The 14,921-nt window shown below is 44.8% G+C and carries 5 protein-coding genes; 4 read left to right on the forward strand and 1 reads right to left on the reverse strand.

Going from position 1 to position 14,921, the window contains the following annotated elements:
- The 4 genes from WCM76_12430 (at position 1) to WCM76_12445 (ending at position 4,900) form a co-directional block, all read left to right on the forward strand.
- Positions 1 to 1,101, forward strand: coding sequence for an endonuclease (locus WCM76_12430; GenBank protein ID MEI6766441.1), 1,101 nt, complete (start codon positions 1 to 3; stop codon positions 1,099 to 1,101).
- Between the two features lie 123 nt (positions 1,102 to 1,224).
- Positions 1,225 to 2,079 carry a radical SAM-associated putative lipoprotein gene (locus WCM76_12435; GenBank protein ID MEI6766442.1) on the forward strand — a complete coding sequence of 285 codons (855 nt, stop codon included), beginning with the start codon at positions 1,225 to 1,227 and terminating at the stop codon, positions 2,077 to 2,079.
- A 90-nt stretch (positions 2,080 to 2,169) separates the two neighbouring features.
- On the forward strand, positions 2,170 to 3,639 hold the full coding sequence (locus WCM76_12440) for a glycosyltransferase family 39 protein (protein MEI6766443.1): 1,470 nt from the start codon (positions 2,170 to 2,172) through the stop codon (positions 3,637 to 3,639).
- 22 nt (positions 3,640 to 3,661) lie between these two features.
- Positions 3,662 to 4,900, forward strand: a complete 1,239-nt coding sequence (locus WCM76_12445; protein MEI6766444.1) for a T9SS type A sorting domain-containing protein — start codon at positions 3,662 to 3,664, stop codon at positions 4,898 to 4,900.
- 47 nt (positions 4,901 to 4,947) lie between these two features.
- Here the strand turns inward: WCM76_12445 and WCM76_12450 are convergent, their stop codons facing one another.
- Positions 4,948 to 14,805, reverse strand: coding sequence for a T9SS type A sorting domain-containing protein (locus tag WCM76_12450; GenBank protein MEI6766445.1), 9,858 nt, complete (start codon positions 14,803 to 14,805; stop codon positions 4,948 to 4,950).
- Positions 14,806 to 14,921 lie beyond the last annotated feature (116 nt).

The raw sequence follows: 14,921 nt of genomic DNA on the forward strand, positions 1-14,921 counted from the left end.
ATGAAACAATTATTCAGAACATTCTTCGCCAGTGCTGTTTTTATAGCCATTCACGCAGTGCTTCTTGCACAAATACCCGCGGGCTACTACAATTCTGCGGCAGGATTGACCGGAGTGCCGCTGCAGGCAGCGCTTCACAACATCATCAAGAACCACACGGTAATCAGCTACAGCAACCTCTACACTCAGTTCAAGATTACAGATACTAAGGGAAGCAATGTTGTATGGGATATGTATTCTGATGTTCCGGGCGGAACGCCTCCGTATATTTATCATTACGTTTCGTCAGACGAATGCGGAAGTTATGTGAACGAAGGCGATTGTTTTAACCGCGAGCATTCCTTTCCGCAAAGCCTTTTCGGAAGTACCGGATCCATTTATTCTGATATGTTTCACCTCTATCCTACCGACGGAAAAGTGAATGGTGAACGAAGTAATTATCCAATGGGTGAAGTGGCAGTGGCAACATGGACATCGCTGAACGGCAGTAAAGTTGGCAACTGCACATTCAATGATTCTCTCGGGCATCTTTATCCTTTTACTGCATTTGAACCAATCGATGAATATAAAGGTGATTTTGCGAGAAGCTATTTTTATATCGCGGTTCGCTATTATACTGAAGATGCAGGATGGACATCAAACGGGATGAACACCGGTTCGCAGATGAAACCCTGGGCGATTGCACAATATTTAAAATGGAGCCACAACGACCCTGTGAGCACCAAAGAAACGGACCGAAACAATGCTATTTATGGAATTCAGAATAACCGCAACCCTTTTATTGATCATCCGGAATGGGCCGATTCTATCTGGGCGGATGTTGTATCCGGGATATCATTAACGAACGTTAACGTATATTGTGATGTTTATCCAAATCCTGCGTTAACAAACGTTAACATAAGTTTCTATTCGAAAGATTACGGAAAGCTTACAATAAATATACTTGCAGCCGATGGTAGTCTGGTGATTCAAAAAACCGTCGATAAAACTACGGATGCTATTCTTGAAAGCATTGACCTCAGCAGCCTTTCAAAAGGTGTGTACTTTTTACAGTTAAAAACGGCCACTGCTTTAGCAACAAAAATGGTGGTGAAAGAATAAATTTTCGCAGCGCATTAAACCTTTCGTTTCTTTTTGCATCCAAGCATCATGAATCCGGATATCATCGGGTACATTTTGCACACAGAACGTATTTACTTTAAGAATCATCAAATTTAAATACTCATGGAAAAAGAAATGAAGAACCGCAGGACCCTGAAATGGCGCATCATGAAAACCTTTTCATCGGTTGTTGTACTACTTTTCGGATTTTCAACCACACTGATGGCGCAATACGGAGTTGTGGAAACAGAATTTATTTTAAAAGGAGAAGTGCTTTCCGCAAAAACCGGCGAACGAATTCCGGGAATCAAACTGAGTATTAACAGTAATGACGGACGCTATTATAACGGTTTCAATCCGGATTCATCAAGCGATGGTACATTTCAGATATTTTCATACGCATTCAACGGGCTTTCCGAGCTTGAAATAACTGCAAAAGATATTGATGGTGAAGCGAACGGAGGCGCGTTTAAACCTGCATCGGTGAAGGTTTTGCCAAAAAGTGACGAGTTCACCGACTCAGGTGAAAAGCAAGGGCACTGGCATCGTTACTATGAGTATTCCAAAATAATTACCATACTGATGGATGAAGAAACGCCTGCCATTCCGGTTGAGCCGGAGACTCCGGAAGTAAAAGATACCGTAACCATAAGTGGTCCCCTTCCCGAAATTACCGTCATTCCGGATATTACGGAAGATGCCGGCAACGTAACAATAAACTCAAACGAGGCATCAACACTTATATTTCCCAATCCGACCAAAGGCAGCGTAAGTATTGAGTTAAAACCTGCCGAAGCTCAAGACATCGTGATTTACCTTTACGATGCCCGTTACCGAAGGCTCACCGAAATATTTGTTCCAGCAAGTGAATGTAGAGTGCAGCAGCAGCTCGACCTTTCGGCATACAGCTGCGGAACGTATTACATAAAAATTGAAGGAAGGAGTTTCAGCGCTTCGGGAAAGATTGTGAAGAATTAAAAGTCGTGAGTCATGAGTCGTAAGTCGTAAGTCACGCGTTTGGGCACTGAATCATTGCCGAATTAAAAATTAATGCTATTTTTATCCTGTATGGACAGGAAAAAAGATTACACATATCTTCACGCGCTGTGCTTATCTGCGCTCATTTTTTTCGTCGTATTTTTAAAACTCGGAAGCTTCCAGATGCGTTGGTGGGACGAGTCTATGTTTGCGGTGAATACTTATGAAATGATGCACAACGGTCATTACTTTTCGCCTCATTTCAACGGAGCACCCGATATATGCAATACCAAACCGCCGCTCACCAGCTGGTTTCAAATCATTTCAGTAAAAATATTTGGATATAATGAAATGGCTTTGCGGCTGCCCTCGGCGCTTGCCGCAGCATTCAGCATACTGATTCTATTTCTGTTTATCGCCAGAAGATATGACAAGATGTTGGCATGGATCAGCGCGCTGGTACTGCTCACGTCACAAGGCTTCATTACGTTTCATACGGCACGAACGGCCGATGCAGATTCGCTGCTGACGTTCTTTCTGCTCATCGCAAATCTTTATTTTCTAAAATTCCTGTTGGATGAAAAAAGAACGGATGTACTATTGTTTTTCATTTTTATCACCCTCGCGTTTGCAACAAAAATGTATGCGGCATTGTTGTTTTGCCCGGCATATCCTGTAATACTTTTGATGCAAAAAAAACTGAAACTCTTTACGCTCAATATCGCTTTCTTTTCAGGAATATTAATATTTATTTTTATAAGCGCAGGAATGGCATATGCGCGTGAAATGGCAGCGCCCGGCTACCTGAATGAGGTTTTTTTCAAAGATGCGGGGAGAGTTTTGCATGTTGTGGAAAACCATCGCGAAGCTACCCTGTTCTACCTCGACAACCTGTTCGCATATCGATTTGCCGCATGGTTTATACTGTTGATTGCCGGAGTTGTATTATCATTTTTCACCTCCAGCAAAACAGAAAAAAAACTTTTAATCAGCCTGTCGATTCTGAGTATCGTTTATCTCATCATCATTTCAGCATCTGTTACAAAATTGGAATGGTATGATATGCCGCTGTTTCCATTACTGTCGGTAATGGCTGCCTATCCATTATTCCTGCTGTTGAAGAATTTTTCTTTTGCAGGAAAACCACTTTCGCAAAAATTCTGCATCCTTTTTATTGTTGCAATTTTCGCATTCCCTTATTACACTATTTTCAACCGTTCACAGGGCAATACCCTTCCTAACGGACAAAAAAAGTTAGAGGCCAATGAAGCCTATCTGTTAAAAAGAGGCAACGAAAAAATGAATCTAGACGGAGTCAAAGTGTATCATAAAGATTACAATGGCTCATTACTTTTTTATAAATACAAATTAGCCGAAAAAGGGCAAAAAATCGAGATCTGCAATACTGATAATTTCAGCACCAACGACAAAGTGCTTGTGTGCGATGACAGCCTGAAGGCCCTATTAAACAAGACATTCGAATGCATCATTATTGACAGTTATAACAATGCTCAACTCATGCAGCTAAAGGCAAAACGAGAAATAACGCCATCAAATTAACCCGCATTTTCATCAATCAACAATGAAAAAACAAGGATTCATATTGCTTTTACTGCTCCTCTTCATGCAACATTCGTACGCGCAAATAAGCGGCTGTACCGACCCGATGGCAAGTAACTACAATACTGCTGCAACAATCAATGATGGCAGCTGTGTTTACAGTAATGCTTCTGTAACACCCGTTTCTTCAAATATTCTGGACAGTATTCTGAGTGAAACATCAGGCCTTATCATTTGGAATAATTATCTGTGGACCCACAATGACAACAGCGATACGAATCTTTACTCACTGGACACGGCGACTGCCGTCATCGTTCAGACATTGCCGTTAAGCGGTGTTCAGAATAACGACTGGGAAGACATTGCGCAGGACAGCAATTATATTTATATCGGTGATTTTGGAAATAATGGAAACGGAAACCGTACCGATTTGAAAATTCTTAGAATAGCCAAAACATCAGTGTTGATGGGTTCTCCGATAGCTGACACTATTAATTTTTCATATGCCGATCAAACTGATTTCACACCGGCCGGAGCCAATAATACAGATTATGATTGTGAGGCATTAATTGTTACGCACGATAGTATTTTTCTATTTACCAAGCAATGGGTAAGCCAGAAGACAAGTGTTTACGCTTTGCCGAAAATTCCGGGAACTTACAGCGCACAATTAAAAACAGGATATGATGTCAGTGGGTTGATTACAGGGGCAACTTATCTTGAATCGAAAAGACTTGTCGTATTATGTGGCTACAGCAGCCTGCTTCAGCCATTCATATACCTGTTGTATGATTTTAGCGGTTATAATTTTTTCAGCGGGAATAAAAGAAAAATTTCAGTATCGCTCCCATTTTATCAGACAGAAGGCATTGCAACAGCAAATGGTCTGAAATACTATCTATCTAATGAATACTTCACGCAGCCGCCTTTTGTTACCAACGAACAAAAAGTTCACATCCTTGATTTGAGCCCGTATCTGGGTATTTATCTGAATTACTCAATGCTGTCAATATCGGAAAATAATAGCGAACTCAGCATGAGAATGTATCCGAATCCGGCAAACGATTTTATCATTATTGAAGTATCAAAAAATCTCTTGCCATCTGATTATATGATTACGGATTCAGCAGGAAAAATAGTGATGAGCGGCAAATTATCTGAAGAGAAATCAAAGATCCGCATTAAAAAAATGAGAAGCGGACTGTATTACCTTTCGGTCAATAAAAACCTGAAACAATCATTTGCTGTTATAAGGCAATAAAAAAGGCGGTCGTGAATTGACCGCCTTTTTTATACTCACAAATTTCATCAGTTCTTTACAAACTTCGCTACACGGCTCATCTCCGAATCACGTATATTCAGCAGATAAACGCCTGATGGATATTCCGAAACATCAATATCCAAGTGCAGCCGTCCTTTTACAGGATTAACTGATTTGCTGTACAGCACGCGGCCAAGATTATCCGTTATTTGTAACACAACGTTTTCGCTGATGTCTGAAATATTCACCGAAAGGTTTTGCTTAACGGGATTCGGATAAACGCTCACTCGTGGTCCGGCGCCGGCATTTTCAACACTGGTTATAACCGGGAATCCGAAGTGCAGCACGAAACGGTTCACATCATCACCCACGACCCCGGTAAATGAGTAGACAGGATTATCAAGCAAATCGCTCAAGACACCGGTTTTCAGGTCTTCCAGATATATGGAGGTTTGCGCACCCAAACTTTGATAATCGCTGGCTCTGATAATATAGTTGCCGTTGTGTGCCGGCATGAATGCCACAGGAATATCAGGATTACCGGCGATATCAGGAAGACTGTTAATTGCATAATCCACAACTTCGCCATCGATTGGGTTCGACCATAACTGGCTTACGCCTGGCACCACCATTTTGAATGCGTCAAAGTCGCTGTCAAAATTATTGGTTGCATCAGGTGTAATCCTGATAATGATATCATCCTTTTGTCCGTTATCTTCCAGGTTAAGCCTGATTAAATCAGCCTGAACCAAGGTCTTGAAGAAGGTTGTGTCTTTGTGCAGGCGCACGGTATTGTTAAATGCCAGCGTGCCACCCGGTGAAGCAGAACACACAATAAAGAATCCCTGACCTGATGCAATATAGGGTCCAGCGCCGTTCGTACCGAAACCGTTCACATAGGTGGCGTAGGTTCCGTAGGTTTGATTGTAGATATAAATGGAATTGTACACATTGGTCTTGGTCCAGCCAACCGGAGCATCCCAGTTGATGGCACTTGGATACGGATTACCCATCAGGTTCCATCCCCTCTTAGTACTCACCTGTGTGGTATTTCTGGTCACAGCAAATGAATACGGACCTGTGTTCAGTTTCCCGATATAATTATACGTATTTGAATTCAGCGATTTCACCGCATAACCGGTACCAGCTACAAGAGGTGTAGAAAGGGTTGTTATATTTTGCCAGGTGTACGTGGGTTCAAGCCATTTTTTGAGATACTGACCTGAGTAGACAGCTGCCGTTGCGCTCTGAATAGGACTTCCTATATAATGCCAGAAAGTACCGGTAAGATAGCGCTCTACTTTTGCCGTACCAGTGCCTGTTATCGTACCATTATCAATAAATGAGCCCGAACCTGCAGCCGTTGATTTGATAACAAGACATTGCGCACCATTCAGAGTGGTAGCGCCTCGTGCCGTGAGAGAATAGTGCGGGCGGATAGTAAGTACTGCTCCGTTGGCAATATTCAAACTCTGACACTGAGCTGCAACAAATATCTCAGGCTGATGTGGCCTTCCTGAAGGAATCGTCACATCGACATAAGGACCGGGTATCATTCCGTTTGACCAGTTGGCGGCATTGTTCCAGTTTGAGTCGGCATTACCGGTCCAGTTAACCATGCAGGCACTTACCGAAACAACTACCGAACCGCACAATGTGTTATTGCAATCGCCTTCAGCGCGTGCATAATAGGTTGTTGTAACTGCCGGTGTAATAACAAGACTCAGACCGTTGCCCGCTGTAATACCACCGCAACTGCCCGTGTACCACTGCCACGAGGCTCCCGTTCCAAGTGTTCCGCCGTTAATAGACACTGTTGTTGAAGCACCGGCACAAATACTCGATGGTAAGGCTGTAACCGAGGTCGGTGCAACTGAAAGTGTTTTGACTGTAACAACAACTGAAGCGCATAAACTGTTATTGCAATCTCCTTCTGCACGCACATAATAGGTTGTTGTACCGGCAGGAATCAGTGAAAGGCTGGCGCCGCTTCCAACCGATGCACCTCCGCAACTTCCCGAATACCACTGCCAGTCAGCACCCGTCCCAAGTGAGCCACCTGTTAGGTCAAGCTGCGTGGAGCTGCCCGCACAAATAACATTTTGAGTGGCGGTTGCCCCGGAAGGAGAAACAGAAAGTGTTTTAACAACCATCGTAATACTTGCTGAAGTTGCTGAAACAGGGCTTGCACAATTTGCATTGGATCCCATGATACATTGAACAACATCTCCGTTTACCGGGATAAATGAGAATGTTGCAGCATTGTTACCCGTATTGCTTCCGTTTACCTGCCACTGATAAACAGGAGTGCTTCCTCCATTTGCAGGTGATGCTGTAAAGTTAACTGTTGTTCCCGGGCAAACCGGATTTACATCCGGGCTAATAACCACAGAAGGTGTGACATTAGGAATTACCGTTGTATTGATGGTGTTGGAAGTTGCAGTAACCGGACTTGCACATGTTGCATTTGATATCATTACGCAGCTAATTGCATCATTATTCACTAATCCGCTGCTTGACCAACTGTTCCCCGTACCGACACTTCCACCATTTTTATACCACTGATAAACCGGTGTTCCGCCGTTGACAGGCGTTGGAGTAAAGGTTACGTTAGTGCCCGGGCATATACTCCCCGATGGTGATGCCAGTATGGATACGGCAGGCAACAGCACGGGGTTCACGGTCATCGTTACAGAAGATGTAGCAGTTACAGGCAGTGCGCAGGTTGCATTTGATACTAATATACAACTTACCACATCATTATTTGCAAGGCTACTGCTTGAATACGTTGTTCCTGTATTTGTATTAACGCCATTCAGTTTCCATTGATATGCAGGGGCTCCGCCGCCATTGGTCGGCGAGGCTGTAAATGTAACCGATGTTCCTGCACAAACTGCTCCTGAGGGGTTAGCGCCGATACTCACAGAAGGCGTAACATTGGGATTGACTGTCATTGTAATCTGGTTGGATGTTGCCGTCACGGGACTTGCACAGGTTGCGTTCGACACAAGTACACATTTTATCACGTCACTGTTCACCAACGCACTGCTTGCCCATGTTGAGCTTGTGCCGACACTTGTTCCATTTTTATACCAGGTATATGCCGGTGTGCCACCATTGGTAGGTGTGGGTGTAAAGGTCACATTGGTTCCCGGGCATATCGCACCCGAAGGTAAAGCAGCTATTGAAACAGTAGGTAACAAGACAGGATTCACCGTCATTGTAAGCGACGATGTTGCAGTAGATGGGCTTGGACACGTGGCATTGGATACCATTATACAACTAACCACATCATTATTTGCAAGTCCGCTGCTTGAATATGTGGAACCGGTCACAGTATTTGTACCGTTAAGTTTCCACTGATAAGAAGGCGTACTACCACCATTTGTCGGCGACGCAGTAAAAGATACAGAAGTGCCTGCACATATTGCTCCCGAAGGTGATGAACCTATTGAAACAACGGGTGTAAGAAGCGGGTTCACGGTCATTGTTACAGAGGAAGTCGCCGTTACCGGGAGTGCGCAGGTTGCGTTGGACACGAGCACACAACTGACAACGTCATTATTTGCAAGGGCACTACTTGAATAGGTTGTTCCTGTATTTGTATTAACGCCATTCAGTTTCCACTGGTATGCGGGAGCACCGCCACCATTCGTTGGTGATGCTGTAAATGTAACGGATGTCCCGGCACAAATTGCTCCTGAGGGGTTAGCACCAATACTCATTGAAGGCGTAACATTGGGATTGACCGTCATGGTAATCAGGTTGGATGTCGCCGTCACGGGACTTGCACAGGTTGCATTCGATACAAGCACACATTTTATAACGTCACTGTTCACCAACGCACTGCTTGCCCATGTTGAGCTTGTGCCTACACTTGTTCCATTTTTATACCAGGTATATGCCGGAGTTCCGCCATTACCCGGAGTTGGTGTAAAAGTCACATTGGTTCCCGGGCAAATAGCACCCACAGGTGATGCGGCTATTGAGACGGTCGGTAACAGAATCGGATTCACCGTCATCGTTACTGATGAAGTCGCGGTTACAGGACTTGTACAGCCGGCATTTGATAACATCACACAGCTGACCACATCATTGTTCGCAAGGGAACTACTGGCATATGAGGTCCCGGTTACAGTATTCGTACCGTTAAGTTTCCACTGATAAGTCGGGGAAGAGCCACCATTAGTTGGTGAAGCTGTAAATGTAACAGATGTACCCGCACAAATTGCTCCCGATGGAGCAGAGCCAATAGATACAGCCGGTATTGTAGTCGGGTTCACTGTTGTTGTGATTGTATTGGAATTTGCAGCATCGCAACCACTGCCTGAATACGTAACAAGGCAATACACCTGATAACCGGAGCACGCACTTGCAAAACTGTAAAGCGGCAGTGAGAGGCTGCTGGTCTGTGCACCGCTAACGTTTGAAAAACACGGTGCTGCACCTGAACCATTTGTAAGCGGACTGAAAGATCCTCCCGGAGATTTAAAATACCATTGGTAGGTTGGAGTACCTGTGCCACCGGTAACATTAGATACTGTATAGGTGGCTGTACCGCCTTCACAAATAGTTGTTGTTCCGGTAATCGTTACAACCGGATCAGTTGTTATAGTAACACTCACGGAAGTTCTTGACGAACTTGCGCAACCTCCAGCTGTGGTTGTATTAATTGAGGCATCAGCATAACCGACAGTTTCATCTCCAGATCTGAATTGCGAAGTACCTTCATGATGGAAATACCAACGGCTATCCCATGGCGAGTAAATTATACTTGCCATGTCTGAAAGATTGCTGAAAGAACCTGCTGTTGTGATAGCTCCTGTAGTAAGGTTCATCCTTGAAATGGTAGTGGAATTCTGAACATAAACAACCGAATAATCAGTACCATTGTATTCTGCCCAACCCCACCAGGGATAATAGGTGACGCTTTCTGTTCCGGTATGCGAAGGCTGTGAAAAATAGGTCATAGTAGTCACTGTTCCGCTTGGAAGGGCAATTCTATATATTGCAGAAGAAGTATGAACAATTACAAAACCGTTTCCTGAGTATATGCCGGTTGGGTTTGTTTCGGTTATTGTTGAACTAAGCATGATTGCTGAACCTGTGGGGTTCATGCTTGCATCAAGCTCCTGAATTCTGTCGACAACAATCGGACCGCTTGTTGGTATTCCGGCTGAGTTTGCAAGTGAGTAAACCTTCCCTGCTCCCGCCAGGTCACTAAAAATATGGTCTCTGGCACAACAGGCTGTGAGTGCAACAGGACCGGACAAGTCATGATTGAAGCGGGCAGTGCTCACATCGCCGGTAAGGAAAACATAATTTTGAGTTATTACAATGCCTCCACGGTCGTCTCCGGTATAAGCAACACATTCGATTGAGTTGGACCCTGAAGTTCCCAGAGAAGAAACAACCTGAACTGAATTCGTTGTACTTTCAGCGTAATAAGTTGTTGTGCCGGACGGGGTAACCGGATAATTTGCACCACTTAAACTTAAACCGTAGAGGCTTCCTCCGCTTGACGCACTCCACCAATTTATGCTGTTTCCTGCTGAAACTCCGTTAAGCTGAGAAGTACCACCGGTGCAAATTGTAGCGGTAGTTGCAGTAACCGGCGAAGGTGCAGACGGTGCCGGCGTAACTGTTACTGTAACTGCAGTTCGACTTGACGCACATCCACTGTAAGCAAGATCAACAAACCACCATGAAACACCATCTGTTGAGGTCGGGAAAGCATCACCTCCAATTTCATAACTTGCATTGATTGTTCCGTTTGCAAAAGTGCTGCTTCCGCCATACTTCCAGTAATAATTTGACCCACCTGTATAGGCACCTATTCTGTAGGTAACACCGGCCAGAAGGGTAACGGGAGTGGCAAGAGTTGTCTGCGTCCATGTACCATCAGTTCCGCTGACTGCCTGGCTAAATATCAGAGTTCCGGCATCATTCCAAATTGAAATTTTTGTTCCGAAGTACCGGCGTAATCCGGTTACAATAATATTTACGTTCGGAGTAAATGAATAGCCTAAGGTATAACCACCCGTACTATTGTTGGTATGTGTGGGTCCGGCAAGAATATTTCCTGTTGGTGATGTAATCGCTTCTGCATAATACTGTGTTGTAACCGAAGGGCTCACAGTATAGGCCGCGCCACTATTGCTTGAACCCAGAAATGTACCTCCTGTTGGAGCATTGTACCAGCTTATCGTATTGCCGGCTGATGTAGCAATCAGATTTGACGCACTACCCGGACATATGGCAGAAGGATTAGCAGTTGCTGCAGGGGACGATGGTATTGAGCCAACAATAACGTTAAAACTTCCGGATGCACCCCCACCTCCCAGATTCGGTTCGGTAAGAGTCCAGGAATTAGCGTTGCAGCTTCCCGCAGTTTTCACACGGGTGAATAAACTGTTGCTTGTCACATCTGTAGTATGCCCTCCATAATCAGCGCCCACGGTAGTATATCCGGCATTTGCATAGATAAATTCATACTGACCGACTGGCTTGCTGCAATCGCAGCTTGTGCTTGCAGATGATTTATAATAGGTGAAATTTCCGCAAGACCCCGTATTGCAGTTTCCGGCTCCATATACCGATTCACAGGCAGCAAGAGCAATGGTTTGGTTGCTGGCACCGGGTGCATAGTTAAATGTTCCACCTGCTCCGTTAGGATACAGTGTATTCCAGGTAACAGTTGTAGTCCCGGTAGGAAAAACAGAACCGCTAGCATATCCTGAACTCAATGCAACAGCCGTTCCACCATTTGCTGTTGGCAAAGAATAGTTTACTACCTGTGAGCCGCAGACATTAATATTGGGTGGCATAGAAATGGTCTGACTGGGTACGGAAATAAAATTCAATTGGGTATTCGTCCAGTTGGCAGTGTTTCCGCAAGGGTCAACAGCATACACAGAAATAGCGTTGGTTGAAAGTATCGGAAAACTCGTGCTTGGTCTTACATAAAAAGTGACGGTACGTGTAGTACCAACAAGTGAAGTGGTACAACCTACCAGTGTACTTGCATTCGGACCATACGTTGCACTTTCCTGAGAAGCATAACCTCCGCCAACAGCTTCCATATCATGGTTTGCCTCTGCTGTACCATGAACATAGCTGCTGGGATGCCATCCAAAATATCCGCCGTATGCTCCGGCACTTGTCCCTTGATAATTTATAAGTGCAAGTATACCCCATGTGCCGCCAAAACCGCTAGGATCAGTTGCCGAAACAGTAATTGCATAAATGTGTTTATTATCACAAATCCACGTACTGTTGTTCACAGAAGGTGTTCCAAGCACCGGTGCTGAAGCATCTGCTGTGCCCGTAACATTCAGTTGAAGGTTACCTGTTGGCCCTCCGCTGTAATAGCTTCCGGCTGTGATATAATAAACTGTTCCCGGTATAGACGACCAGCTTGCTCCTGCATAATTACTGGAGCAACCTGCTCCATTATCATCATTACAGGTAACCGGTGTCATATTTCCGCAACTTCCGGTAAAAATGGCAATCTCGTCATCAAAATTGGTTCCGCCGGTACATGTAATTGCTGTAAGCGTTGTAATACATGGCGGGCAGGTTACCTTCCACCATATATTTTTATAGGGTCCGTCGCAGGAAGACCACACAACATCATCTGTTGCACATGTGGTGCTGATAACCGGGCTGGTATATGGCAACGATGAGCCAATATCGATGGCATTTGCACAGGCATCATTACTTATAACCGGAACAGTTACAGTAGTAGTTGCGCATGCAGTGTTGCTGCAGCCGGTTCCTGAACCCGGCTCGTAACGGACATAATAAACGGTTGTGCTGGCAGGAGCTGTAATAGTAACAGCGGCTGTTGCGGTGTTATCGGCGGCTGTAACAGAGCCAACCAATGTACCACCACATGAACCGCTGTAAAAATTTACGGTTCCGTTTTTATTTATTGATGAAGGAAAAGTAGCAGTAAGTGTTATTGTACCGGGGTTTGCAAAACTGCAGTACGAATTTGTCGATGACGCCAAACTTGTTGGTGCTTCATTGTATCCGTTAGGAAGCATAATCGTAGATGAAGTAACATCCGTGCAACCGCCGGTGCTCACTCTGTACCTGATGCGATCGGCATTTCCATCACTATTGGATGTTTTCTTAGGAAAGCAGCATGTTCCGGAAGAGTTGCTGGTAACCCAGTTATTGTTCCATACGCCATTATTGCTACCCCAGTCCCATACGACTGTTCCAACCTGTCCTGATACTGATACACCGCCAAAATCGCCACCTGCGTTGCAGAAATTTATAGGACCGGAATTAGAAACAGAACCTAATGTGGGGCATGCTATTGCCAGCGTATATTGTAATGTAAAATTCCCGTATCCAACGCCACAGCATGCATCCTGAATGTACCATACTCTTTGGGTAGAACCAGTTGTATTAATCCAAACTGTATGCGCAAGAGCATCATTATCCCAGCATTGTATTTGAGTTCCAGGACAACTGCTTCCATAACCCACATATTCATATTCATTATAGTCATTCGAAGGCTCCCATATCTCCAGCCTGTAATAATTTGGCACGTCAATATAAAATACCCTATCGGGATATCCTGAGCGGCATGTACTCACATCATCTGCGTAACCAAGCGTAGAACCGCTGAAGGGATTGCTGAGTGAAGCAAGGTTCTGTGCATTTGTACAGTTTTCGCCCGGCGGTATGGTTTTCCAGTATGCCATAGTCCAGGACGCCGTTCCTCCATTGGAGTAATGCGCCATACGAATGTAAACGGTTCCTGTGTAGGTTGCAGTCCAGTTTATCTGGGGACCAGTACCACAAGCATCATCCACATTCACGAGGGCTGTGCACGCGTTATCATAAAGTATCATTCTCGAATCACCCGAATAAGTGCCACCGTTGCTGCATACCGACCAATAATATTCAAAACCTGCGATTACATTAAAAGCATATATCTTACATCCGGCAGCTTCAGTAGTGCTACTGGCATGGGTTGCCGGAATAATAGTTGGTGTAAAAATTCCAAAATCATAGGTTGGGCATGACTGGCAGGCTACCGTGTAGGTAATGCTTACCGAGCCGTTGCCGGTATTCCCAACAGTGTTCGATTGGTTTGATCCGCCGTTATAAGAACCGCCACCATAACCTACATACTGACTACCTCCGCTGTTAAGCCCGCTTCCTCCACTATATCCGCCACCTGCTCCACCACGCATATTGCATGAACCGTAATAATTACATGCGGCGCCACCACCGAAACCACCGGTAGAGTAATACGTTCCGCCACTTCCACCGGCCCCGCCCTGTCTGAATCCGGCGCCGCCGTAAGAAATAAATGAAGGAGAGGTTAAAACATCGTTACCACCCGAAGAATAAAATCCTCCGCCACCTCCGCCACAGGATGTTGAAGGTGCTCCGTTGCCAGAAGTACCCGGTGCGGGACCATTGCCGTTATTGCCGGTGGATGCATCACCTCCATTTCCTGAAGAAGAGCCTCCACCACCACCCGCAACAACAAGAGGTGAAGCTGATGCATAAGATGAGCCCAACGCTACAAATGTACCACCACCTCCACCTGCAAAACTATAGTTGTTTGGAGGCTGCTGACCCACAAGTAATGATAATACCTGACCCGCACTTACCGTGAAGGTTCCTGTAATAATTGCACCAAGCCCGCCTGTTCCGCCATTTGATCCACCCTGAGCACCTCTCGCTGTAATTGTAATGGTTCCTACCCCCGTCGGTACTGTCCAATTCACTATTGAACCTGTATAAGAGAAGGGGACCGTAATCTGTGAATAGGAAATCCTGGACAGACCCGCAACAAGAGCAATTAACAAAGTAATTACACGTATCGTGCTTGAGATACTTCTGAAATTAGTTCTGAATGAAGCGTAACGATTTTTCATGCAAGCTGAGTTTAATGATAAATTATTGGAGTTATCAATATTTCCGTTTCCGGATAACAACAGGGCACCTCTATAAACTACTTTTTTGATGCCGCTATTTGACACAAATGTAATAC

It is taken from the genome of Bacteroidota bacterium, from assembly GCA_037133915.1.
GTDB lineage: Bacteria > Bacteroidota > Bacteroidia > Bacteroidales > CAIWKO01 > JBAXND01.

Coding starts and splice junctions, on each gene's coding strand:
- WCM76_12440 (MEI6766443.1), top strand. CDS start 2,170: ATGGACAGGAAAAAAGATTACACATATCTTCACGCGCTGTGCTTATCT.
- WCM76_12435 (MEI6766442.1), top strand. CDS start 1,225: ATGGAAAAAGAAATGAAGAACCGCAGGACCCTGAAATGGCGCATCATG.
- WCM76_12450 (MEI6766445.1), bottom strand. CDS start 14,805: ATGAAAAATCGTTACGCTTCATTCAGAACTAATTTCAGAAGTATCTCA.
- WCM76_12430 (MEI6766441.1), top strand. CDS start 1: ATGAAACAATTATTCAGAACATTCTTCGCCAGTGCTGTTTTTATAGCC.
- WCM76_12445 (MEI6766444.1), top strand. CDS start 3,662: ATGAAAAAACAAGGATTCATATTGCTTTTACTGCTCCTCTTCATGCAA.